We start from the raw sequence: 22724 nt of genomic DNA, 5'->3' as shown, positions 1-22724 counted from the left end.
CCCCAAGCACAGCCCCTGGGTCACCTGGCCGCAGACCGCCGCCATCCTCAAGAAGGCCCCCCACAAGGCCGCCGCCAAGCTCTACCTGAGCTGGCTGCTGTCCAAGGACGCCCAGACCAACTCCATCGGCACCTGGAGCGCCCGCACCGACGTCCCCGCCCCCGCCGGCCGCAAGCCCATCTTCGACTACAAGAACACCAACCCCCTCGGCCTCGGCCACTTCATGGGCAACCGGACCGCCCTCGACCGCTACAAGGCACTGATCACCCTCTACGTCGGAGACGTCAAGGGCGTCGACCCCTCCGACCCCAACGGTGTCCTTGGCCTGTACCCGATCAACCGCGACGGCACCCAGGGCTGACAAGGACGATTCACAAGCTCAACCATCGTCGCCCCCGACTTGCCGGCGATGTGCATCGCGCTGCCCGCGGAGCGCCCACACGGCGCCGTGCCGCCCCAGGTACAGACCTGGGTCAGATCTGCCCTCTCACCTTGGCTTTTCGAATCGGAGAAAGAAATGGAATCGTTGACGCCCGCGTCGGCATCGCCTCAGCCGCAGTCCTACGGCTGGGAATACCAGCTGGAGAAGGACAACTGCATCCACTTCCACATGGTCGACTTCGTCGCCTGGAACAACCGTAAGTTCGACATGCAGGCCTACTACCACGCGTCCGATGTCTACGTGGAGATGGGCGGGGCGGCGACTACTGGCATCGACGAACACATCGCCGCCATGAAGGACATCCTGGTCGACAATCCCGATGCCCGGATCCTGCAGCACTACCCGCAGGTGGCTCAGGGTGAGTGGACGGCGGTCGTCGGCCATTACGTTCCCGGCGACTTCCGCCTGTGCACCTTTGCCCGCCACCGCGAGGGGCAGATCGTGGAGGAGTACCTCTTCATGCGAGAGCTGACGGCGGCAGAGCCCGATCCGTACGCCGACGAGAAGCCCTTCGTCGACATCACCAGCCCCGACAGCACCCTGCTCCAGGTGGCGGCCGATGTTCGTCCCGGCTGGAACGCTGTCATTCGCGGCCACGAACTGGGCAAGCGATCGGCCACGTTCACCCGCCGTGAGGGCGGCAAGGTCGTCGAACGGCTCCGGTTCGCCGCGGTGTGACACACGCTCGGAACGGTTCCGGCGCAAGGGGCCAAGGATGGTGCGTTCAGTGCCGTCCTTGGTCCCGCTCATAGCCTCGATGAGCATGCCGACGTCAGCCAGCTCCTGAGAGCTCGGTCTGCTTCATTGGCACTCAGCGCGAGGGCGGGACGGAGATGGCCCTCGCCATGATCGTCGGGGTGTCGTCGTCGTTGCTGTAGGTGTGGATGATGCTGGCTTCGAAGGAGGCGCTGGAGCCGGCCGGGACGTGGAATTTGGTGCCATCGACCTCGGCGGCCACCGTGGCCGGTGCATGCCCGTGCCGGAGGCGAAGGCGACGGCGGCCAAGTAGGCGCCGTACAGCGTCTGTTCGCATCCGGCCGGCCCGGCCCGGTCGGGTCGGCGGCGACGGCGGGTAGGCCTGCCGACAGAGCCTGGATGCCCTCGCCCGCCAGCGCCCGGTCGATCGGGGCGGCACGGGTCCCCACATCGCATCGACGCAGTGAGCCAGCGCGTTGAGGCCGCTGGCCACGGACATCTCCACCGGCAGGCTCAGCATCAGTGACGCGTCGTACACGATGGAGCGCGGCAGGACACGGGGGTCGACGCCGGTGGTCTTCACCTCGCGCTCGGTCAGGCCCCAGACGTTCGCCGCTTCCGAGCCGGCGTATGTCGTGGGGACGGCGACGATCGGCAGGCCGGTGGTCAGCGCGACCGCCTTGGCGAGGCCGGTCGTCGAGCCGCCGCCGACGCACACCAGCGCGTCCACGGAGCGCTCCGTGGCGGCCCTCCTGGCGCGCTCGGCCACGTCGAGAGGGACGTGCATGACGACCTCGTCGTGGCGCACCGCGACCGGCAGGTCCGCGCCGACGCGGTCGGCGAGGGCGGCCTCCGCGGGTCCGGCGATGAGCATCACCTTGGTCGCTTTCAGTGCCGCGACCTCGGCGGCCACCGCGGCCGGTGCCTCGCCGCGGGCGAAGACGACCCGTTACAGTAGGGCAGTGTCTCGTGGGTGAATCGCACGGGTCACGCCTTCCCGAGGATCTGGGTGAGGGCGCTGCACAGGGCCGCCGCGGGATCGTCGGCGAGGGTCATCGAGCGCCAGGCGATGTGCTTGTCCGGGCGGACCAGGATGGCGCCGGACTCCTCGACCTCCCGGAGCTTGGCCCAGTCGTAGTAGAGGTCGGTCACCTCGCGGCCCGGGCCGATCACCACGGTTTCGAGCGGGATGCCAAGATCCTGCCCGACCTTGTCGCCCGCGCCGGCCCAGTCCTCGCCGGCGATGCCCGTGATCAGGGTCCAGCGGGTGTAGGGCGCGAGGTCCATCAGGGCGAGCTTGGTGACGTGGTCGCCGACCCAGGCGTGCGGGAGGTGGGCGCCGGGGCTGGTCGACATGACGTAGTAGAGGTCCTCGTCCTTGCTCGGGGCGGGGCGGGTGCCGTCGGAGACGATGGCGCTGGATTCGTAGAACTGGCCGAGTTCGACGCCGTGGGCGTTGAACTCGTAGTTCTTGGTCTCCATCGCCGCCACGAGCGCGGCCCGTTTCGCCGCGCCCTCGGGGGTGTTGGCCTTCCGCTCCTCGATCAGGGCCTGCATCTCCGTTTCGTCCCTGGCGTCGAGGACGCCGAGGGCCTGGAAGAGGTCGACGAACTCTCGGCTGGACTTGTTGGCCCGCGTGACGATCCGCTCGGCCACCGGTGCCCGCTCCGCCGAGTAGGTCTCAAGGAGCGACGGGTCGGCCTGCCCGCGCAGCACGGCGGCGAGCTTCCAGGCCAGGTTGTAGGAGTCCTGGACGCTGGTGTTGGACCCCAGGCCGTTGCTCGGCGGGTGGCGGTGGACGGCGTCGCCGGCGCAGAAGACCCGGCCCTTCTGCAGATGGGTCGCGTACATCTCGTTGTTGCCCCAGAGGCTGGTGCCAGTAATCTCGACCTCCAGGTCGGGGATGCCCAGCAGCTGGCGCACGATGCGGATCGCCTCGGCCTCGTCGACGACAGGGGGTTCGCCCGCGATGTCGTAGCCCCACACGATCAGCCACTCGTTCCAGGGCCGCACCATCCGCACCAGGCCCGCGCCGATGCCGCCGACGTTCGCACCCGGCTGGATCACCCAGTACAGGACGGACGGCCGATGGCCCACGTAGGAGGCGATGTCGGCCTTGAAGGTGATGTTCATGGACCCGGCGATGTCCATGGCGCCCTCGTAGGGCAGCCCGATGTCCTCGGCGACCCGCGAGCGGGCGCCATCCGCGCCGATCAGGTACTTGGCCCGGATGTCGTACTCCTGGCCGGTGAGCCGGTCGCGCACCCGGACCGTGACGCCGCTGTCGTCCTGGGCGTGCGCGAGATACTCGGTGGAGAAGCGGGTCTGGGTGCCGCGCACGGTGGCGTTCCTGACGAGGATCGGCTCGAGGTACGTCTGCGGGATGTCGACGGTGAGACACGGGGAGGCCAGCCGGTAGTCGGCCTCCCGGTCGGGCCGGGTGCCCCAGGTGTGGATGCGGCCGATCTCCTCGCCCGCGATGGAGGTGCAGAAGACGGTGTCGCCGACGAGGTCGTGGCCGGTGGCGTCGGCCAGCACCTGGTCCTCGATGCCCATGTCGCGGAAGATCTCCATCGCCCGCTGGTTGGTGATGTGCGCCCGCGGGGTGTTCGCGGTCCACCGGTACTTGGTGATCACGATGTTGTCGACACCCAGGCTCGACAGGAACAGGGCCGCCGAGGCGCCGGCCGGGCCGGAGCCGACGATCAGCACGTCGGTCTCCACCTGTGACGATGCCGGGAGTTCGGTCACTTTCTGACCGTCGTTGAAGTCGGGCATGGCGGTGTCTCACCTTCTTCTCGCGGTGCCTGAAGGCAGACTCCCAGCGGATGCGTCCGGACCGGGCCGGATGGGCCGCAGGACGGCCGAAATCCGAGTGACGGGGCCGTTACGGCTGCCTGTCGCCGCGTTTCGCGGTCGTACGGCGCACCTCGCCCGCGGTGCTGCCGAACCGGGCGTGGAAGGTCTGCGAGAAGTGCGCGACTGAGGTGAATCCGCAGTCGGCCGCCACCGTCGCCGTGCGCGTCGCCGCCGCGTCCGGTCCGCTCAGCAGGCCATAGGCGAGTTCGAGCCGTCGTCCGAGCACATGGCGCGGGAAGGTCGTTCCCACCTCCGCGAAGACACGGGTGAGCTGGCGGACGCTGATGCCGACCGCGTCTGCGACCTCGGGCGCCGACAGGCGTGGATCGCGCAGCCGGTCCTCGATGTGGGCGCAGGCGAGTGCGCGGTGCAGGACGGGCGGGCGGGTGGCGCCGTCGCTCACGAGCACCGACGCCAGGTCCACGACCGTCTGTTCGTCGGGCCGCGTCGAGGCATTGACGCCGACCGCGCGTCCGACGAGGCGGGCGAGCGCGCGGCCGTACGGGTTCGCCTCGCCGGCGCGGACGATGAGCGGCTCACCTGGTACAGCCACATCCGGCAGCGCTCGGCGGTCCACGCGTACCGCCAGTTCGTCCAGCCCCCGGCCGAACCCGCGCACGAAGTGCCTGTCCGCGTCACAGACCAGCACGTCACCGGGGCGCAGCATCCGCCGCCCGCCCGCCTGCTGGAACAGGGCCTCCCCGCGCAGCGAGACGTAGATCGCGACGGAGCCGGTGGGCTGCCGTTCGACGAGGTCGGCGGGGCGCTCGACGACGTGTGCCGTGGTGCGGACGCGGGCCAGCTGCACCCGTCCGAGGGAAAGGTTGTCCTCGCGCGCCCGGAAGTCCTCAACCTTTGGCGTACGGCACCTCAAGGCGATCAGGGCGGCGGCGTTGTGCTCCTCCCAGGCGCGCAGCCGCTGCGCCGACGGCACGTCTGTCGTGGAGAACGTGTGCGCCGGCCGAGGCGCCGTGGCGAGGGACGTGGCCACCCTGCCCCTTCTGTTCGGGGTCCGCAGGAAAGTGCGCCCATCGTACGACTCGGCGACGGGCGGTACGAGGGTCCAAAGCTGCGGCGCAGATCTAGAACATCCGCCGGACGGCCTCAATCGTCCTGCCCAGGTTCGGCTTCGTACGGTCGGCCCGGTGGGCTACGGCGAGGTCGACCGTGGCCGCGGACCGCACCAGGCATCGCCACGTCTGGACCGTTGCTGCTCCCGCGCCGTCGGCGCACCGGTGGCCTGCCCTGCGGGTCGCCACCACGGACAGGCCGATGGGCCGAAGCAGGGGCCTCCGGCCCGGCCGAGAGGAGGTTTCACCAGTGATCAACACGGTGGGTTAGGGTCGGCTCTGTGGCAGACGAGGAGAAGCCCGCCGGCGGGCCGGAGCAGCGGAGCGGTCGCACACAGCGACGTCGGCATCCGAGTGAGCCCGGTCGCCGACGTGACCCGGTGGGCACGCGACGGGCCATTCTGGAGGCGGCGGCCGAGGAGTTCGGCGCGCACGGCTTCGAGGACGCGCGGGTGCGGCGCATCGCTGCTGCGGCCGGTGTGAGCCACCATCTGATCACCTACTACTTCGGTGGCAAACAGGGCCTGTACGAGGCCATCACCGAGCAGTGGATGGACACGTCCCTGCCGGACCCGGACGAGGATGTTCCCGTGGCCGAGCGCATGCGGCGGTACGTCCACCAGGCGTGGGAAGACCCTTCCTGGTCGCAGATGCTGGTCCGGGAGAGACCCGGCAGCAGCCCGCCCGGCGAGGACGGGCGGGCTGCCGAACTGCTCAAGAGTGTCGAGGAGTTGCGGCGCCGGCAGGCACGCGGGGAGATCCGGGGTGATCTCGACGTGGGCATGGTGGCCCTGGCGTTCTTCGCCGCGACGATCGCTCCGCGGTCGCTGTTCTGGATCGCCCGGGAAATGACTCAGCGGGACCCGGCGTCACGGGAGTTCGCCGATGACTACGCCGACCAAATCGCGCGGATCTTCGCGGCGCTGGCCGAGCCGCCGGCGACGACGGATCCCGGGGACTGAGGGCTCAGCTGGGCGGGAAGCGGCGGGCCATCTGCATGTGGGCGAGCCGCCAGCCCTCTCCCCGCCGCAGCCAGACCCGGGTCACGGCGGCCTGGATGACGAAGGGAGTCCGGTCGGGCAGGTAGGCGACACGCATCTCCTGGAGACAGGACACGATCGCCGTGTCGTCGAACTGCCGGGTGATGACGTCGTGGACGTCGATGCGTTGGGCGCGCGACCTACCCGAGGCGTTGCGGAGAAACGCTTCCAGGTCGTCCAGGTGGCCGACGGGGCCGTGCACCACCAGGCACTCGGGCAACATCAGCGATCGGAATCGCTCTTCGGCGTCCGGCGCTGTCAGCGCGGCGAGCCAGGCTTCCTCCGCCGCCTCGACGGAGGACGGTGCCGCGTCGGACGTGTTGGGCTGCGGTGACGAAGTGAGCGTCATAGGTCCACCTCCAGAATCGGTGAGTGCGAGCGTGAGGAGCACAGGGTGAACATGCCGTCGGCGCGCTCGGCTTCGGTCAGGACGTCGTCCTGGTGGTCGGGCTCGCCGGCGAGCACGCTCACCACGCACTCCCCGCAGATGCCCTGCCGGCAGGAGTAGGGGGCGTCGACGCCGTTCGCCAGCAGCACGTCGAGGATGGTCTCTTCCCCGGCGATCGTGTACTCGGCTCCTGTCGAGGCCAGGCGCACGGTGAAGGCCCCGGAGCCCGGTGTGCCGGTGTCCGGGCCGGCGGCCGCTGCCGCGAAGCGTTCCATGTGCAGGGCGGACGGCGGCCATCCCAGGTGCGCCGCCCGGCCGAGCACGTGGTCCATGAACCCAGCCGGCCCGCACGCGTAGAGCGCGGTGTCGGGATCGGGTGGACCCGCGTCGCGCGCCAGGTCCAGGTGCTGGTCGGCGGGCCCGTCGTCGAAGTGGAAGCTGACCCGGGGATTGTTCTCCAGTTCGGTGACGAAGGCGGCTTCGGTGCGGCTGCGCGCGCAGTAGTGCAGGTGGTAGTCGCCGCCGTCGGCGTCCAGGGCCAGGGCCATCGCCAGCAGCGGGGTGATGCCGATGCCCCCGGCCAGCAGGACGTGCCGGCGGGCCGGGGTCAGGGAGAAGCGGTTGCGTGGCGCGGAGACGAGCACCGTGTCGCCCTCGGCGAGGGCGTGCATCGCCCGTGAACCGCCGCGCGAGGCCCGCTCGTTGAGCACGGCCAGGCGGTACTGCTTGCGCGTGCCGGGTGGGCCGCACAGCGAGTACTGACGGATCAGACCCGTGCCACCGGCCTGTACGTCGATGTGGGCGCCGGGTTCGTAGTCCCAGAGCTCGGCCCCGTCGGTGCGGGCCAGTTCGAAGACGGCGATTCTCGGGGTGGGGTCGTGCCGGGCGACGACGACCGCCTCGGTCCAGGTGGGGCTCACAGTGCTGTCACGCTCCCGCCGGGGCGGCCTCGGCGTCCGCACGGGTGGAAATGCCCGACTCCACGCGCCGTATCTGTCCGTCGGCCGTGTGCACGCCCAGGGGGTCCCGGCCGGCTTCCACGTCGTCGATCATGGTGCGCAGCATCCGGCGGAGCATCACCACACCGCGGTCGGAGGGGGCCAGGGTCTCCTCCGAGTGCTGGGTGATGTCTCCCTGCGACCGCTGGGCCTCGAAGTCACCGGGGAAACGCTGGCTCTCCTCGGGGCTGAGCTCCCACAGGAACTTGCCGTTCTGCTTGATGCCCTGGACGACGCGCATGATGCGGCCGGGGTCGGCGGTGCGGGCGGAGAAGAACGACCGGTAGTGGGTGTCGTCGACCGGGACGACCCAGATCAGCATGTCGTGCCGGGCATCGGCAACGGTGTTGACGAAGTCCGGCAGGGCGATGACGTTGGGCAGCTGGACCTCGACCGCCCAGTCCAGCTGAGCCGGCTCCCCGCCCTCCGTGGAGTCCTGGTAGGTCTGGATGTACTTCACTCCGTGGTCGGTGCGGTGATACGTGACGCGGTCCGCGATCGTCCGGTGGTCGAAGTAGTTCTCGGGAAGGCCGGTGGTCCCCACTCCCTCGAACTGGAAGCCGCTGTGCGCGGAGTGCAGCCAGGCGGCGTGCACCGGGTCGACGGCGTTCTCGTAGGCTTGAAGCCAGTTGAAGTCCTGCTGCCCGCCGGTGACTTCGGCGCCCGGGACCGGCAGGGTGGCGAGATAGCTCTCCCCCTCCCCGAGGTCTTCCAGGCAGTCGTAGCGGGGGAGTTCGGGTTTGCGCTCGGGCGGGCCCATGTAGACGAAGACCAGGCCGTACCGTTCCTCGACGGGGTACCACGGCTGGCGCGCGAGGTCGCGGCGTCGTCCGCCGCCGGCCTCGCAGGCCTGTTCCAGGCAGTGGCCCTGCACGTCGAACTTCCAGCCGTGGTAGCAGCAGCGGATGCCGTCCTGCTCGATCCGCCCGTAGAACAGGCTGCTGCCGCGGTGCGCGCAGCGCTCGAAGACGACGCCGGGGCGGCCCTGGCCGTCGCGGAAGACGATCAGGTCCTCGCCCAGGATCCGGGTGCGGTGCGGGACGTCACTGGTCAGGGCGGCCGAGCCGGCGATGGGGTGCCAGTAGCGGCGCAGCGCTTCGCCCATCGGCGTGCCGGGGCCGACCTCGGTGAGACGTGCGTCATGGGTGGGGCGCGGGCGCCCGTAGCCGGTTCCCGTGTCGGTGGCGGTGTCGGTCATCGTCGACCATCTCCTCGAAGGTGCGGGCAGCGGGGAAGCTCCGAAACCGGCTCTGGGTGCGGGCTCGGTGGTGTTCGTCCGGTGGGGGGAAAGCGGCTCTCGATGTCTGCCGGGACCGGGGCCCGGGCACTGTCCGGAAGCCGACCGATGAGGTCAGCGGGAGCCGCGGATTGGCGGCCTCCGTGGTGGGGCCTTTTGCCGTTGTACGACCCTGGATGAAAAGTTGTCAATGCTCATGAACAGGCTGGATGAAAAACTATCCGAGGTCTGTTCATCAGTCCCACCCCTTGTTACGTTGTGTTTCTGCCCGAGGCCCGAGCGGCCTTCCGAGCCGTCTGCGTCCCGCGAGCGCCCTTGAGCGCGCCTGCGCGGACGAGCCGCAGCACACTCCCTCCGTCACGTCCCGACGCCACGCGCGCCCGCCGAGGCCGCCCACCGAACTTTTCCGCCTGCAAGGAGACACCAGCATGAGGGAACCCCTGACCTACGCCATCGCGCACGGTGCGGCGCAGGCCGCGTTGGAGGCGGCCCGGGCGGAGGGCGTGCGCATCAGCGTGGCTGTGGCCAGCCGCGGCGGCATCGTCAAGGTGCTGCTCAGCGACGACGGTGTCGGCCCCATGGGCATCGAGACCGCACGGCGCAAGGCCTACACCGCCGCCGTGACCGGCATGCCGACCTCCCGGTTCGCCCAGTTCGCCGCGAGCCCGGCGATGGCCGCCGCCAGTCCCCAGCAGGTCGACCCTCTCCTCCTGCCGGCCCCCGGCGGCCTGCCGATCTCCGTCGACGACGGCGAGGTCATCGGCGGGGTGGCCGTCGGCGGAGCCGACGGCGAGACCGACGAGAGGATCGCCGCCGCGGCACTGGCCAGCATCAAGGACCTGCTCGCCTGAGCAGCCCGCACGAAACTCGAAGGAGAGCAGAGTGATCGAGGACTACCTCGTCGTCGAGGGCGTGGCCCACCAGTACAACTTCCGGCCCGACAACTTCGTGGACCCCGTCGTCGGCCCGCTCATCGGCGAGCACCTGTACGCCACCCACAAACGCGTGGGCGGCCCCGCCTACAGCCTCGACCGTGACATCTACATGAACGGCGCGGGCGCCGAGGTCATCGGCCGGTCCATCCTGGCCGAGAGCCAGTCGGACATCATCGTCTACCACGAGACGCCGATCTACGGCCAGTTCCACGACGGCGGTTCGGACCTCGCGGTCGGACTGGAGATGCGCGAGATGTGGCCCAACCGGGTGTACCTCTACGGGGCGGTGTCACCCCTGCGTCCCGGCGCCGTGGACCGCGTGGACGAACTCGTCGAGGTCCACAAGGTCGACGCCCTGAAGCTGTATCCGTACGACGTCGTCGAGGGCCGGACACTGGGCCTGGACATGAGCGACCCCGAGGTCTCCTTCCCGGTGTTCGAGCGCGCCCGCCAGCTGGGAATCTCCGTCGTCGCGATCCACAAGGCCCTGCCCGTGGGCCCCGGGCCCGCCTCCGCACTCGGCGTGGCCGACGTCGAAGGAGCGGCTCTCGCCTTCCCCGATCTCACCTTCGAGATCGTCCACGGCGGCTACGCCTTCGTGGAGGAGACCGCCATGCAGCTATGGGCGATCCCCAACATCGTCGTCAACCTGGAGGGCACCACGCATCTCGCGCCGGTCGCGCGACGCCGTTTCCTCGAAGCCATCGGAGCCTTCCTCGAAGTCGGCGCCGCAGACCGCATCATCTGGGCGACCGGCTGCGACGCCGCCCACCCCCGCCCCTTGATCGACACGTTCTGGGACATGGAGATGCCCCGCGACCTCGTCGAGGAACGCGACGTTCCGGAACTGACCAAGGAGATCAAGGCCAAGATCCTCGGGAAGAACTTCCTGCGCCTCCACGGCATCGACGAGAAGGAACTGCGCGACTGCATCGCCGGCGACGAGTTCGACACCGACAAGCTCGCCACGCCCTGGGGCGGCCGGATCGCCGCACCCGCCGAGCACGCAGTGGCAGGCCACTGATGAACATCACCGAGAACGAGGTCCGATCCGTCCTCAACGAGATCATCGACCCGTGCAGTGCCAACGCGGGCGCACCGGCCGGACTGGTCGACATGGGCCTCATCAACGGCATCCAGGTGGACGACGACGGAGCCGGCGGGGTGCGGGTGGCGGCCACGGTCGGCGTGACCGAGCCGACCTGCGTACTGATCGGCTCCTTCGCCCAGGAGGTCCGCATCCGGCTCGGCGCCCTGCCCGGCGTGTCGGCGGTCGACGTGTCCCTCGACGAGAGCGCCGACTGGACACCCGAACGGCTCTCCCCGGACTACCGCCGACGGCTCGAGGAACACCGCAGCCACAACCGCCGTCGCCTCGCCCTCGTCGCCGTGCGCCAAGGACGTGGTGAGCAGTGACTGGGCCCACCGCGCCGGAGGCGATGGACCCGGACGAGCTCGCAAAGGTGGCCGCGAACAACAGGTCCGTCATGCACCGCTACATGGAAGGGCTGAGCAGCACGCAGCCACCCGCCGAGCGGATTGATCCCCCTGCGGTCCGCATGGTGCGGGACATCGCGTACGACGCGCCGGCCGACTCGGCGGGGCCAAGCGCCGTGCTGCACCTGGACCTGTATCTACCGGAACCGGCAGCCGCACCCGCACCGGTCGTCGTCTGGCTGCCCGGAGGCGGCTGGCGAAACCAACGACGAGGAATGGGTCCCCGGCTGACCCGGCTGTTCGCCGAACGCGGATACGCCATGGCGGACATCGAGTACCGCTCCTCCGAGCTCTCCCCCTGGCCCGCCCAACTGCACGACGTCCTCGCCGCGCTGCGAAGGGTGCGCTCACTGGCGGACGAGTACCGCCTGGACGCCGGGGCGATCGGACTGTGGGGCAGCTCCGCCGGCGCACACCTGGCGCTCTCGACAGCCTTCGCCGCCAGTGCCGAGAGTCCCCACCAACTGCCCGGCATACGGGCCGTGGTGGCCGGCTACCCGCCCACAGACCTCCCCCGCCTCAACGACGACGCCCTTCCCGGCGGGGTCCTGGCGGTGGACGCCACCGACCCGAGCTGGGGCCTCCTGGGCGGCCCGCCCGCCGAGCGCACCGAGGCCGCCGCCCACGCCAGCCCGACGCAACAGGTCCACGCCGCAGTCCCGCCCGTACTCCTGCTGCACGGAGACGCGGACGTGCTCATCGGTCCGGGGCAGAGCCGACGTCTCTACGACGCCCTGCTGGCCGCGGGTACCGAGGCACACCTGCTGCTCGTGCACGGCGAGAACCACGGCTTCTTGAACTTCGGCGACTGGGAACTCGGCCCCAAAGCGGCCACCCTCCTCACCTCGCGCGCACCGGGGGTGGAACGCACCGCGGTCCTGACTCCCGCGCTCGTCGAGCGCTTCTTTGACCGTCACCTTCGATCGGATCCCTGGAATGCCTGACCTCGTCCACCGCTCACACGACATCGGCCGCGTCGTCTCCCGCATCGCCCTCGCCGCGGTCTTCGTCTCAGGCGGACGCCACGTGTGGCAGCACCCGGAAGGTCCGGCCCAGGGCGCGCAGACGTTCCTGAAACGGTGCCGCCGTGCCGTGCCCGTTCTGGACCACTTCTCCGACGAGCAACTGGTCCGCATCAACGCGGCAGTCCACGTGACGGCCGGAATCGGGCTCGGCACCGGCCTCGCTCCCGCGGCAAGTGCGGCAGCACTCGCCGGCTCACTGGTGCCCACGACACTCGCCGCCTTCCCCTTCTGGACGCAGCCCGAAGGCCCCCAACGCACCCACCAGCAAGGCGACTTCCTCAAGAACCTCGCCCTGGCGGGCGGACTGCTGAGCGTGGTCGCGCATGCCAAGCGACGCCCCTGACGGGTGATGACGAAAAGGAAGAGGAACATGGCAATCCTGAAGGACAAAGTCGCGATCGTCACGGGCGGCGGTCGGGGCATAGGCAGAGCACACGCTCTGGCACTGGCCGACGAAGGCGCGGCCGTGATCGTCAACGATCTCGGTGCGCAGTTCAGCGGCGACGGCGACTCGGACAGCGGACCGGCCCAGGACGTCGTGAACGAGATTGTCGCCGCTGGTGGCCACGCTGTGGCCGACACCACCGACATCTCCGACTGGGACGACGCCGGCACCTTGGTGCACACGGCGTTGGAGGCGTTCGGGCGAGTCGACATCATCGTCAACAACGCCGGCATATCGCGTTTCGGAACCATCGACACGATCTCCCGCCGCGACTGGGAGCGAACTGTCGCGGTCAACCTCACCGGCACCGCTGCCCTCTGCCATTGGGCAGCCGCCCACTGGCGCAAGGAAGGACCGCAGCCGGGACGCAGCATCGTCAACACGTCGTCCGGCGTTGGGCTCGTTCCATGGCCCGGCAACCCCATGTATGCCGCCGCCAAGGCGGGCGTTGCCGCTCTGACCATCACCTGCGCGATGGAACTCGCCGAACTCGGCGTCCGCGTCAACGCCGTGGCCCCCGCCGCCCGCTCCCGCATCAGCGAGACCGTGGCCCCCGAACTCATGAAATCCGTCGAAGACGGCTTTGACCGCATGGCCCCGGAAAACGTGGCGGCCATCGTGGCCTATCTCGCCTCGCCGCTGTGCCGCTTTACAGGCCGGGTCTTCGGCGTCATCGGGGACGACCTGACGATCTACGACGGCTGGACTGTCAGCCGTCACTTCAACAACGCCGAGCAGCGCTGGAGCCCAGAGACTCTGCAGACCGCACTGGCGGACGTTCCTCTGCAGCAACAGGTGACACAGCAGGGGGTGACAGGCATGGAGCAGGCACCCTCGCCGCCGCAGGAAGTGCTGGCGGCACTCACGGCCGTCGAGAAGGCGTAAGTCGTTGGCTCGCCATCCGAGTAACTCGTACTCCACTACGGCTGACCGTCGGCACATTGGGGGGGGCGGTGCTTATGAAGGCACCGAGGCCGATCGGGTTCATGGCTTCGTCGTCGAAGACACCGATGAAGCCGACCGGTGAGGCCACATCGCTGCAGATGTTCCCGGTGCGATGGCCTGCTGCAGGGGCGTCCGTGGCCAGCTCATGTCCAAGCGCGCCGATACGGTGAGTGACCCTGCCGCAGACGAATCCGTCCATCAGCCGAGATGATCTCTGATCCCATGCGCCTCGCTGCGCGGCGTATCCATCGCGCGGTCGAGCATCGCGGACAACGGAATGGCACCGTCGCAGGCGATCCAGGCGCTGGAGGCCGCGTCGAGGCAAGCGAGGGCGGCTGCGGCCAGCGCGGGCGGGCGGGGGTCACTGGGCCAGTCGGGGTCGGTTCCCATGCGCCGCGCGATCTCCTGGCCGAGCAGGTCCCGCCACGCGAGCTGCTTCTCGACGTGCCGGGCGTGCAGCGCCGGGGTGTCCGCAAGCATGCGCAGGTATCTGAGCGTCTGCTGGACATCTTCCTCGTTCATGCGGACAAGGACGTCGAACGCGCGGCGCAGCGCCATCCAGGGCGACTCGTGTTCGGGGCGCGCGGCCAGCGCTTCTGCGACCCGCAGGCCGGAGTCGTTCAGGTGGCCCAGGACGATGTCCTCTTTGGTCCCGAAGTGACGGAAAAGACTGGCCCGTGACAACCCCACCTCAGCGGCGATCTGCTCGACGGTGGTGCGGTCGTACCCCTGCACCGTGAACAGCCGGTGCGCCGCCTCGATCACCTCCGCCCGGATCGTCGCGCGCATCCGCTCACGCAGTCCGAGCGGCTTGGCCTCGGTGCGGGCCGCCGCCTTCGAAGAGTCGCTCATGCCACAAGGTTAAACCATCGACTCGTCTTGCGACTCAGTCTCGATTTTGATTAGAGTCTTAAAGCAAGATGCAGTCTCTATTTGGAGTATCCCCGTGAGCAAGACCTGGTTCATCACCGGCTCCTCGCGCGGCTTCGGACGCGAGTTCGCCAAGGCCGCCCTCGACCGTGGCGACAACGTCGCGGCAGCCGCCCGCAACATCGACACCCTGGCCGATCTGGTGACGGCGTACGGCGAGAGGGTCCTGCCGCTGACGCTCGACGTCACCGACAAGCCGGCCGCCACCCGAGCCGTTCAGCAGACCCACGAGCACTTCGGCAAGCTGGACGTCGTGGTCAACAACGCCGGGTATGGCTTGTTCGGCGCGATCGAGGAGATCAGCGAGCAGCAGGCGCGCGACCAGCTCGAGACCAATCTGTTCGGCGCCCTGTGGGTCACCCAGGCGGCACTGCCGCTGCTGCGCGAGCAGGGCAGCGGCCACATCGTCCAGATCTCCAGCGTCGGTGGGGTCACCGCCTTCCCCAACCTCGGCATCTACAACGCCTCCAAGTGGGCGCTGGAGGGCTTTTCCGACGCTCTGGCACAAGAAGTCGCCGACTTCGGAATCAAGGTCACGATCATCGAGCCGGGGGGCTTCGCCACCGACTGGGCCGGCGCCTCCGGCGTCGTCGCCGATCAGCTGCCGGCCTATGACGGGCTGCGCGCGGCGGTGGCCGCCGTGATGAGCGGTATGGAGGCCGGCGACCCGTCCGCCGCCGGCACCGCCCTGCTGAAGATCGTGGACGCCGAGAATCCACCGCTGCGGGCCTTCTTCGGTACCCAGCCGCTGCCGATGACGTCCCACATCTACACCGAGCGGCTGAAGACCTGGGAGGAATGGTCCGACCTCGCGGCCCAGGCGCAAGGCACAGCAGGCTGACTTGATGTAGGTGCCTGCCGCAGGCAGCGACATACGATGTCCAGCCAGGGCCGAACATCGAGTCGACCTGGCTGGAGAGGTATCCGCGGGCGATCTACGGGCCACGGCACCACGTCCGGCGTCGGGTCGGGACCAAGGGCGCTGTTTGCAGACCGAGTCCGCCATCCAACAGCATGTCCACCGGACCCGACGCCCTGGCCACCTCCGAGCGCAGCGGCGGCGACGATGTGGACCCGGCGTCCGCGCGCGGCATCGCCGCCGCGGACCGGGCTCGCGCGCGTCAATGAGGCTTGGCGGCGCCGGTCGTACAGCACCCACTGAATTACAAGCACGCGGTCATCGACCACGGCGCCACCCTGGGCATCGACATCGAGAGGTGGTGCAGCGCGATCCGCGCACGAAGGGCTTCGCACCAGCGCCGAAGCGGTGGCCTTGAGCACACCTTCGGCACGCTGCTGCTGCACCACCGCCTCACTCGTTACTACGAGACCCTCCCGGCCAGTGCGGCCTCGTGGATCCGCTGGTCGATGACCGACGTGGTGCTCCCCCGGCTCACCAGCCACACCGCGCAGACCTGGCGTGACCCGCCACCGATCGACGCCCTGACCTCGACCGGCGAGGTGGCGCAGCGTGAACTCCTGGCCCAGATCGACGAGCGTAGGCCGTGCTGGTCGTCCTCGAACGGGGCAAGGATCTGGCGGTGTGCAGACGGATACGGCTCCAAGCCGCCGGTATGACTGCCCTCGGCGATCTCCAGGACGGTCTCCCGGGAATCTCCAGCTGCTCCAGCCGGTGCTCCACGACGGCGAGTTGCTCGCTGGGCTGGGTGATCTGCCCGCGCAGGCGTGCTGCTTCTTCGCGGTCGGCAGCCTGTCGGGCCAAGGAGATCTGCGAAGCCCTGGGAACCGGCACCGACAACCGCCACGTCGAAGGCGCCCGCGCCAAGCTCGAGCGCCTCGTGAGCCGGGGCAACCCGAACCCGAACCCGGCCTGTTCACCGTGCCCCGACCGGAAAGGTGAACCCGCTCGAAGGCTCACAGAACACCCGCTTACACCGTCAGAGTGCCGCGCAACCGTGTTGTTGCCCTTCGGGCGGTCGACGGTCTTCAGGATGCGTGCAGGTTGACCGGAGCTGTCGGGCCAATCGGAGTCGGCCAAGATCACGGCCATCCCGGGGTACGTCGGCCACAGTTGTTGTCGCCGTTCCGGCGACGCTCAGCCGGGAGGCGTTGTTCGGATCCTGCATCGCGTGTGGCGCTGGGCCGACGCCGACCTCGACACGATGCGCATCTGCATCACGCGGTTGCGCAACAGGCTGGGCGAATCGGCCAGGTCAGCGCGGTTCATCAAGTCCGCCCGCGGTTACAGCTACGAGTTGGCGCCGCCGGTGATCGAAACTGCCGAATCCTACCTGCAGGTTGTCGCGGCGCGGTGCAGGACGTGCCTCGGCCTCGGTTGGAGAACTCCCGCTGAGCCACCCGCGCGCCCGGAAGAGGTGAAAGGTCGATGAAATGTTTCCTGTGGCACGATCGAGGCCTCCGGCTCCTGTGCGCCGCACAACCGGACTCGATGGACCGACGAAGGGAGCGGGCTATGCCGTCGCACGCAAACCGACGCGAACCGGTCACGACCCCGCCGACCTTTCAGGCCCTGTGGGACGAAGCAGTACGTCGGCACGCGGACAGGACGTTCTTGGTGTTCCGGCCTGACGACCGAAGCGCGATCACGTGGACGTACCGTGAGTTCGACGAGATCGTCGCGCGCGTCAGCGGCACGCTGGCGGAGTCGGGCGTCACGCCCGGTTCGTCTGTCCACATCGGACTTCGCAATTCTCCGGCGTTCGTCGCCGCCTGGCTCGCGACGGCTCGGCTCGGCGCGTGGATGACGCCGGTCGATCCCGCCTCCACGCAGCGCGACATCACCAGACAGGTGGGCAGGGTCAAGCCCGTGGCCGGGCTCTGTGCAGCCGCGCGAGCAGAGGTCTACCACGATGGGGCGGACGGGCGGATCCCTCGCGTCTTCGAACTCGCCGAGGACGAAACGGATCTGGCACCCGGCGCGGCCCTGATGAGCGGTCCTCCGGTCCGCGATCCGGTCCCGGTAGTGCCGTCCGACCGGCTCGCCGTCATGTTCACCTCCGGCACGACCTCGGAACCGAAAGGCGTCCTGCTCTCCCAGGCGTGCTACGGCCAGGCCGCCGAGACGATGTCCGCAGTCATCGGCCTGCAGGCGCGGCACCGCTGGTACGTCACGCTGCCCCTGTTCCACGCCAACGCCCAGTACTACTGCTTCGCTTCCGCCGTGGCGACCGGCGCGAGCGTGGCGTTGACCGCCTCGTTCTCCGCGTCGCGGTGGGTCGCGCTGGCCCGCGAACTGGAGGTCACCCATGCGAGCTTGTTCGCGGCTCCGATCCGCATGATCCTCGCCCGGCACCCCGCCGACCAGCCGCCGGCCGTACTCGAGCACGTGTGGTTCGCGCAGAACCTCAGCCCCGATCACCACGCGGCCTTCGCAAAGCTCACCGGCATTGCACCCCGCCAGCTCTACGGCATGACCGAAACCGTCGCGATCGTCACCGCCGACCTGACAGAAACCCCGTTGCACGATGTGATCGGGCAACCGATCGGCGGTCGGCGCGTACGGCTCGAGGACCCGGTCACCGGAGAGGACTCGGAACCAGGTGTCCCCGGACAGCTCCTCGTGCGTGGCACGCCGGGCATCGACCTGTTCCACGGCTACCTCGACAACGAAGCCGCGACACGCAAGGTCCTGCGGCCCGACGGCGAGGCCGCCTGGTTCGCCACGGGAGACCTCGTCACCGCCGATCAGCACGGAACCCTGAGGTTCGTCGGCCGGATCGACGACGTCATCAAGGTTTCGGGGGAGAACGTCAGCCTCGCCGAGGTCGAAGCCACGCTGACGCGGGCGCCCGGCGTCTTCGAGATCGCAGTCATCGCCCAGCCCGATCCCGTCTACGACCAGGTCCCGATCGCTTACGTCGTTCCGCAGAACACCGCCCAGCCGCCTCAGCCGGACGAGCTCGACGCCTGGGCAGTCCGGCATCTCACCCCCGCCGCTCGGCCCCGCGCATGGCATTTCATCGACGAGCTCCCCCGCACGAGCGTCGGGAAGGTCCGCCGGTTCCAGGTCGGGCGCTGAGCCGTCCCCGGCAGGGGTGTCTCCCCGCCAGGCGGCCATGAACCCCGCCTCGTCGCCTGACGCGGCGTGCGAGCGGCCACCCCACGCCGTACCCGCCCCGACGCAGCCACTGGCCACCCAACTCGAATCCACATCTGGTGCGTGACAAGGAAAGCGCGCTCCACAGCCGACCGGTCAGCATCTGGCCGCACAGTCGGCAGTCGAGAAGTCAGCATCGATGTCCACCAGCGGCTGGGCGAGCTGAACGCGCGCGACGCCGTCGCCCTCGCCCCACCCTGAGGCTCCGCTCGCAACCTTCGACCGATGAGTCCTCGCAGCCGCGCTACCGGGCGCGTCAGCGAAAGCCCAGCAAAGCGTGTGCCGGCACTACCGCGCTGCGCGCGTACGGTTCAAGAACTCCTCCATGGCCGCCCGCACCTCGGGGCGGGCACTGGCTTTGGCGATGAACTCGGCCTCGTATTCGAGGTGTTCGGGCAGTTCATCGAAGAGTCCGGTCCGCACCAGCAGCTTGGCCTGGCTCAACGCACCGCGTTGGCCGGTTACGATTGAGCGCAGGAGGTTCTCCGTGGCTGAGGACAATTCCTCGTCCGCGACGACCCGACTGAACAGTCCCCAACGCTCGGCGTCGGCGGCGGCCAGCACCCGGTTCGTCAGCACCAGGTCGAGAGCCCGATGCACGCCGACTATCCGCGGCAGGAACCACGAGGCCCCGCAGTCGGGAGTCAGCCCGAGAGCTGTGTAGGCGAGGCGCATATTCGCGGAACGCGCCGCCACCACGACGTCGGCGCTCAAAACGAGGCCGACTCCTCCTCCGGCGACAGCACCGCGGACCGCGGCGACGACGGGTACCCGCAGGTCGATGATCCCGAGTACAGCTTCGTGCGCCGCGTCGGCGACAGCCTGCACATACCCGCCGGTGTCCTCGCCTTGGGCGACAAAGGCCCGCAGGTCACCGCCGACGCTGAAGTTGCGGCCCTCCGCCTGGAGCAGCACCGCGCCGATGTCTGTCCGCTCAGCATCTCGTGTCCAGTCCGCGACCTGGCGAACCGCGTCGCGAAGGGATGTGACGAGTTCGAGATCGAAGGCGTTGCCGGTGTTCCCCCGTGCCAAGACGATGCGGGCGACGCCTTTGTCGCGTTCCAGGCGAACGGGGGCTGCGGCCGCCTGGTGTCCGGTGGTGGGGAACGTTCTGGTCATCGGATACCGCCTTGCGGGTTGCTGGGTCCATGCGGACGCGACCATGGGCTTCGAGATCGCCCGTCGTGACGCGGTGCACGCCATCCGGGCGCGAGGGAAGTCGATCGGTGAGGATGGTGGTTCGGGGCGTTCGGGTGTCGAGCTCGCGACCGGCGCGGGCCCGGTCCGCCCGTGCGGTGCGGCACATCGGCGTTCGGCCCGCGAATCGAGCACCGATGGGTTCGGGCAGAAAACATCTCGCGCCGCTCGGCGGCACCTGCCTGCCGGGGAGCCGGCTTACGGTCAGGCCACGGGTGTCGGCGTCGGCTGAACTCGGACCCACTTTGGGCGGTTGAAATCTGACCCGGTTGGTGTCGGTGATGACGGTTCAGTCGTTGTCGGATGTGTCGGTGGGGACGCGTCCGAGCTCGCGTCCTCGCATGCGGTAGGAGTCGCCCTTGAGGGAGTGGACCTCGGCGTGATGGACCAGGCGGTCGATCATGGCGGCGGCGACTGTCTCGTCGCCGAAGACCTCTCCCCAGCGTCCGAAGGGCTTGTTGCTGGTGACGATCACGGACGCGCGTTCGTATCTGTTCGAGATGAGCTGGAAGAACAGGTTCGCGGCCTCCGCTTCGAATGGGATGTAGCCGACCTCGTCCACCACGATCAGCGGATAGCGGCCGAGCCTGGTGAGCTCGGCCGACAGGCGGCCGGACTCGTGGGCGGCGGCGAGCTTGTCGACCCACTCGGCGGCGGTGGCGAAGGCGACGCGGTGTCCGGCCTGGCAGGCCCGCACTGCCAGGCCGATCGCCAGGTGTGTCTTGCCGGTGCCGGGCGGTCCCAGAAAGACGACGTTCTCCTTGCCCGCGATGAAGTCCAAAGTGCCCAGATGCGCGAGCTGTTGGCGCGTCATGCCGCGCAGATGGGTGACGTCGAGCTCCTCGATCGTTTTGATCGCGGGGAAACGGGCGGCGCGTACTCGTGCCTCACCGCCGTGCGATTCCCGGGCGGAGACCTCGCGCTGGAGGCAGGCGACCAGGTATTCGGTGTGGGTCCAGGACTCCTTGCGGGCCCGTTCGGCGAGCCGGTCGGCGGCGGCAAGAAGAGCCGGGGCCTTCATCGCCCGGGCCAGGAAGGCCAGGTCGGAGGCGGTCTGCTGGCCGGTCCTGCGGCTTGTGACGGTGGCGGCAGTGGGTGCGTCACCGTCGACGGTGGGGGTGCGGGGCATCAGCCGGCCTCCTTGCCCTCGCCGCCGTCGATGACGGTGAACAGGCGGTCATAGGAGCCCAGTTCGCGTTGCTCGACCTCGATGAGCGGGCCGGAGGCGGAGCCGACGGCGTGGATCTGGCCGGTGGGCCGACGGCGTGCTTCCTGGCGTCGCATCGCCTGCCCGGCCTGGGAGTGCTCGGGATCGGTCAGGGTCTGGTGTCGGGCCCAGCAGCGGGCATGCTGGGCGACGATCTCGCCGCCGGAGGTGAGCACGATGACCTGCTCGTTGTCGGTCAGCACGGTGACCTGGTGGCCGATCGCCGCCGGGTCGACGGAGTAGTCGCAGGTGTCTACGCGGACATAGTGGTCCCGGCCCAGCCGGGTCGAAAACCGCCACCAGGTCGGCGGGTCGACCGCGGGCAAGGTGAGCATCTGGGCCCGGTCCGCTTCCCACCGGTCGGCCGGACGGGCCCCGAGAGTGCGGTGGACCCTCCGGTTGGCGACCTTCAGCCATGCCTGCAGCTGGGTGTTGAAGTCGTCCGGTCCGCTGAAGTGCCGTCCGGGCAGGAACGACGTCTCGAGGTAGCCGTTCGCCCGTTCCACCAGTCCCTTTGCCTCCGGATCCCTGGGGCGGCACAAGTAGATCCTGGTGGCGAGCAGGCCCGCGAACGCGGCGAACTCGGATGTCGGGCGGCCGCGGCCGACGCCGGCCTCGTTGTCCCAGACCAGCGTCCTGGGGACGGCGCCCCATTCGGTCAGCAGCCGCCAGTGTCCGTCGATCAGGTCGCCGGTCCTGCGGGAGGGCAGCATCCGGGCGGTGATCACGCGCGAGTAGCCGGACACCATCACCAGGACCGGCGGGCGTCCGCTCTGCCCATAGCCCAGGGGGATGGCCGCGTCGGGGAACCACAGGTCGCACTGGGCCAGCTCGCCGGGCCGATAGACCGTGCGGGAGACCGGATCGATGGGGACATAGGCCGGCCGCAGTTCCCGGATCCGGTCCTTGAGGATGGTCATGCCTCTCTCCCAGCCGATCCGCTCGGCGATCACTGTCGCGGGCATCGTCGGGGTCTCCCGCAGCAGTTCCCGGATCTGCACCTCTACCGCGTCGACGGCCGAGCCCTTGGCCGGCCGCTGGTACTGCGGCGGCCGGTCGTTTGCCAGGGCCCGCTTGACGGTGTTCTTCGAAATACCCAGATGCCGGGCGATTGCCCGGATCGGCATCTGCTCGGCCCGGTGCAGCCGGCGGATCTCTGCCCAGTCCTCCACGAGGATCACCTTCCCTCCTGACCTTGATCATCAAGGTCAGAGTCAGACGAAGATCACCAAGTGGGTCACTTTTGATCCGCCGTCAGAGGGTCAGCGTTCGGCCGTCGTCGAGAACGGGGACGCCCACACCTGGCGCGGCCCCTTGGGTGAGGAAGTCGGGTCGCCGGCGAGAGCGACCCATGCCGGGCCAGTCCGAGACGTAGGTGCTCCAGCCAGCTCCTGCGAGGTGCTTGGCCCAGCCGGGTCGGCGGTCCGGCGTGGTTGTCCAGCACATGCCGGTGTGAGCTCCACCGTGGAGGAGGACCGCCTGGCCGCGGGTGCCACGCTGCGAGTCGGCGTGCTGCCGACGCTGGACGTACATGGGATTCCCGTCACCGATTCAGAGCTCATCAAGGTCGAACATGATGCGCCTCCTGTCTGGATCGAGTGGCTGAGGTAAGTAGCTGTTGTCGTTCCGATCTTGAGGGGTGCGCGTCGAACGGGAGTCTCGATCGGGTGATCGCAGCTGGCCGCGGGCATGAAGGCAGGGCCTCTTGGTAGCTCGGGGTTGCGAAGCCAACCGA

General features: G+C 69.2%; 21 protein-coding genes and 1 pseudogene. 12 read left to right on the top strand and 10 right to left on the bottom strand.

Annotated elements, in window-relative coordinates; all coding sequences use genetic code 11:
- Nucleotides 1-361 (top strand): annotated as a pseudogene (locus GRC12_RS24140) (extracellular solute-binding protein); the annotation flags it as partial.
- A gap of 48 nt (nucleotides 362-409) precedes the next feature.
- Nucleotides 410-1120, top strand: a complete 711-nt coding sequence (locus GRC12_RS24135) for a hypothetical protein (protein WP_208781452.1) — start codon at nucleotides 410-412, stop codon at nucleotides 1118-1120.
- A 133-nt stretch (nucleotides 1121-1253) separates the two neighbouring features.
- On the opposite strand, the gene GRC12_RS24130 is transcribed toward GRC12_RS24135, so the two are convergent.
- The 3 genes from GRC12_RS24130 to GRC12_RS24120 form a co-directional block, all read right to left on the bottom strand.
- Complete coding sequence (locus tag GRC12_RS24130; protein ID WP_308286621.1) at nucleotides 1254-2051, bottom strand: iron-containing alcohol dehydrogenase; 798 nt, start codon at nucleotides 2049-2051, stop codon at nucleotides 1254-1256.
- 74 nt (nucleotides 2052-2125) lie between these two features.
- Nucleotides 2126-3916, bottom strand: a complete 1791-nt coding sequence (locus GRC12_RS24125; RefSeq protein WP_208781451.1) for an FAD-dependent oxidoreductase — start codon at nucleotides 3914-3916, stop codon at nucleotides 2126-2128.
- A 109-nt stretch (nucleotides 3917-4025) separates the two neighbouring features.
- The gene (locus GRC12_RS24120; RefSeq protein WP_208781450.1) at nucleotides 4026-4988 is read right to left on the bottom strand and encodes a helix-turn-helix domain-containing protein; all 963 of its coding nucleotides are present in this window, start codon (nucleotides 4986-4988) and stop codon (nucleotides 4026-4028) included.
- A 459-nt stretch (nucleotides 4989-5447) separates the two neighbouring features.
- Between GRC12_RS24120 and GRC12_RS24115 the strand changes: the two genes are divergently transcribed.
- On the top strand, nucleotides 5448-6029 hold the full coding sequence (locus tag GRC12_RS24115; RefSeq protein WP_208781449.1) for a TetR/AcrR family transcriptional regulator: 582 nt from the start codon (nucleotides 5448-5450) through the stop codon (nucleotides 6027-6029).
- A 4-nt stretch (nucleotides 6030-6033) separates the two neighbouring features.
- Here GRC12_RS24115 and GRC12_RS24110 read toward each other — a convergent pair whose 3' ends face one another.
- From GRC12_RS24110 to GRC12_RS24105, 3 genes are read right to left on the bottom strand one after another with little or no spacing between them, the layout of a single operon-like run.
- Nucleotides 6034-6456, bottom strand: coding sequence for a nuclear transport factor 2 family protein (locus GRC12_RS24110; RefSeq protein WP_244373688.1), 423 nt, complete (start codon nucleotides 6454-6456; stop codon nucleotides 6034-6036).
- Complete coding sequence (locus tag GRC12_RS45735) at nucleotides 6453-7415, bottom strand: PDR/VanB family oxidoreductase (protein ID WP_308286620.1); 963 nt, start codon at nucleotides 7413-7415, stop codon at nucleotides 6453-6455. The genes GRC12_RS24110 and GRC12_RS45735 overlap by 4 nt, the downstream gene beginning before the upstream one ends.
- Nucleotides 7416-7422: 7 nt before the next feature.
- A complete protein-coding gene (locus GRC12_RS24105; RefSeq protein WP_208781448.1) occupies nucleotides 7423-8691 on the bottom strand; it encodes a Rieske 2Fe-2S domain-containing protein in 1269 nt (422 codons plus the stop codon).
- A gap of 467 nt (nucleotides 8692-9158) precedes the next feature.
- Between GRC12_RS24105 and GRC12_RS24100 the strand changes: the two genes are divergently transcribed.
- The 6 genes from GRC12_RS24100 to GRC12_RS24075 are packed head-to-tail and all read left to right on the top strand — an operon-like array spanning nucleotide 9159 to nucleotide 13517.
- Complete coding sequence (locus GRC12_RS24100) at nucleotides 9159-9581, top strand: GlcG/HbpS family heme-binding protein (protein ID WP_208781447.1); 423 nt, start codon at nucleotides 9159-9161, stop codon at nucleotides 9579-9581.
- Between the two features lie 31 nt (nucleotides 9582-9612).
- Nucleotides 9613-10689, top strand: coding sequence for an amidohydrolase family protein (locus tag GRC12_RS24095; protein ID WP_208781446.1), 1077 nt, complete (start codon nucleotides 9613-9615; stop codon nucleotides 10687-10689).
- Nucleotides 10689-11081: a metal-sulfur cluster assembly factor gene (locus GRC12_RS24090; protein WP_208781445.1), complete on the top strand. Its 393-nt coding sequence runs from the start codon at nucleotides 10689-10691 to the stop codon at nucleotides 11079-11081. The genes GRC12_RS24095 and GRC12_RS24090 overlap by 1 nt, the downstream gene beginning before the upstream one ends.
- A complete protein-coding gene (locus GRC12_RS24085; protein WP_308286619.1) occupies nucleotides 11078-12106 on the top strand; it encodes an alpha/beta hydrolase in 1029 nt (342 codons plus the stop codon). Before GRC12_RS24090 ends, GRC12_RS24085 begins: the two co-directional genes overlap by 4 nt.
- Nucleotides 12099-12530 carry a DoxX family membrane protein gene (locus GRC12_RS24080; protein WP_208781444.1) on the top strand — a complete coding sequence of 144 codons (432 nt, stop codon included), beginning with the start codon at nucleotides 12099-12101 and terminating at the stop codon, nucleotides 12528-12530. Before GRC12_RS24085 ends, GRC12_RS24080 begins: the two co-directional genes overlap by 8 nt.
- A 27-nt stretch (nucleotides 12531-12557) precedes the next feature.
- Nucleotides 12558-13517, top strand: coding sequence for an SDR family NAD(P)-dependent oxidoreductase (locus GRC12_RS24075; RefSeq protein WP_208781443.1), 960 nt, complete (start codon nucleotides 12558-12560; stop codon nucleotides 13515-13517).
- A gap of 258 nt (nucleotides 13518-13775) precedes the next feature.
- Here the strand turns inward: GRC12_RS24075 and GRC12_RS24070 are convergent, their stop codons facing one another.
- Nucleotides 13776-14429: a TetR/AcrR family transcriptional regulator gene (locus tag GRC12_RS24070; protein WP_244373687.1), complete on the bottom strand. Its 654-nt coding sequence runs from the start codon at nucleotides 14427-14429 to the stop codon at nucleotides 13776-13778.
- Nucleotides 14430-14523: 94 nt separating this feature from the next.
- Between GRC12_RS24070 and GRC12_RS24065 the strand changes: the two genes are divergently transcribed.
- The 3 genes from GRC12_RS24065 (at nucleotide 14524) to GRC12_RS24055 (ending at nucleotide 18507) form a co-directional block, all read left to right on the top strand.
- A complete protein-coding gene (locus GRC12_RS24065) occupies nucleotides 14524-15348 on the top strand; it encodes an SDR family oxidoreductase (protein ID WP_208781442.1) in 825 nt (274 codons plus the stop codon).
- Between the two features lie 290 nt (nucleotides 15349-15638).
- Nucleotides 15639-16085: a hypothetical protein gene (locus GRC12_RS24060; RefSeq protein WP_208781441.1), complete on the top strand. Its 447-nt coding sequence runs from the start codon at nucleotides 15639-15641 to the stop codon at nucleotides 16083-16085.
- Between the two features lie 769 nt (nucleotides 16086-16854).
- Nucleotides 16855-18507 carry a class I adenylate-forming enzyme family protein gene (locus tag GRC12_RS24055; RefSeq protein ID WP_308286618.1) on the top strand — a complete coding sequence of 551 codons (1653 nt, stop codon included), beginning with the start codon at nucleotides 16855-16857 and terminating at the stop codon, nucleotides 18505-18507.
- Between the two features lie 366 nt (nucleotides 18508-18873).
- Here the strand turns inward: GRC12_RS24055 and GRC12_RS24050 are convergent, their stop codons facing one another.
- From GRC12_RS24050 to istA, 3 genes are all read right to left on the bottom strand, one after another.
- Nucleotides 18874-19704 carry an enoyl-CoA hydratase/isomerase family protein gene (locus GRC12_RS24050; protein WP_208781439.1) on the bottom strand — a complete coding sequence of 277 codons (831 nt, stop codon included), beginning with the start codon at nucleotides 19702-19704 and terminating at the stop codon, nucleotides 18874-18876.
- A 367-nt stretch (nucleotides 19705-20071) separates the two neighbouring features.
- Entirely contained in the window at nucleotides 20072-20911 is an 840-nt protein-coding gene (gene istB, locus GRC12_RS24045; RefSeq protein WP_208781438.1) for an IS21-like element helper ATPase IstB, read from the bottom strand.
- Nucleotides 20911-22170 carry an IS21 family transposase gene (gene istA, locus GRC12_RS24040; RefSeq protein WP_208781437.1) on the bottom strand — a complete coding sequence of 420 codons (1260 nt, stop codon included), beginning with the start codon at nucleotides 22168-22170 and terminating at the stop codon, nucleotides 20911-20913. Before istA ends, istB begins: the two co-directional genes overlap by 1 nt.
- Between the last annotated feature and the right edge of the window lie 554 nt (nucleotides 22171-22724).

It is taken from the genome of Streptomyces griseorubiginosus (assembly GCF_017614965.1).
In the GTDB taxonomy this organism is placed as follows: Bacteria; Actinomycetota; Actinomycetes; order Streptomycetales; family Streptomycetaceae; genus Streptomyces; species Streptomyces griseorubiginosus_B.
The sequence above is the reverse complement of the archived record's forward strand: the minus strand, read 5'-3'. Positions and strand labels throughout refer to the sequence as shown.

Bases quoted from the DNA above. Each gene is read 5' to 3' on its own strand.
- GRC12_RS24070 (WP_244373687.1), bottom strand. From the start codon at position 14,429: ATGAGCGACTCTTCGAAGGCGGCGGCCCGCACCGAGGCCAAGCCGCTC.
- istB (WP_208781438.1), bottom strand. From the start codon at position 20,911: ATGCCCCGCACCCCCACCGTCGACGGTGACGCACCCACTGCCGCCACC.
- GRC12_RS24050 (WP_208781439.1), bottom strand. From the start codon at position 19,704: ATGACCAGAACGTTCCCCACCACCGGACACCAGGCGGCCGCAGCCCCC.
- GRC12_RS24055 (WP_308286618.1), top strand. From the start codon at position 16,855: ATGAAATGTTTCCTGTGGCACGATCGAGGCCTCCGGCTCCTGTGCGCC.
- GRC12_RS24135 (WP_208781452.1), top strand. From the start codon at position 410: ATGTGCATCGCGCTGCCCGCGGAGCGCCCACACGGCGCCGTGCCGCCC.
- GRC12_RS24125 (WP_208781451.1), bottom strand. From the start codon at position 3,916: ATGCCCGACTTCAACGACGGTCAGAAAGTGACCGAACTCCCGGCATCG.
- GRC12_RS24105 (WP_208781448.1), bottom strand. From the start codon at position 8,691: ATGACCGACACCGCCACCGACACGGGAACCGGCTACGGGCGCCCGCGC.
- GRC12_RS24110 (WP_244373688.1), bottom strand. From the start codon at position 6,456: ATGACGCTCACTTCGTCACCGCAGCCCAACACGTCCGACGCGGCACCG.
- GRC12_RS24080 (WP_208781444.1), top strand. From the start codon at position 12,099: ATGCCTGACCTCGTCCACCGCTCACACGACATCGGCCGCGTCGTCTCC.
- GRC12_RS24075 (WP_208781443.1), top strand. From the start codon at position 12,558: ATGGCAATCCTGAAGGACAAAGTCGCGATCGTCACGGGCGGCGGTCGG.
- GRC12_RS24090 (WP_208781445.1), top strand. From the start codon at position 10,689: ATGAACATCACCGAGAACGAGGTCCGATCCGTCCTCAACGAGATCATC.
- GRC12_RS24100 (WP_208781447.1), top strand. From the start codon at position 9,159: ATGAGGGAACCCCTGACCTACGCCATCGCGCACGGTGCGGCGCAGGCC.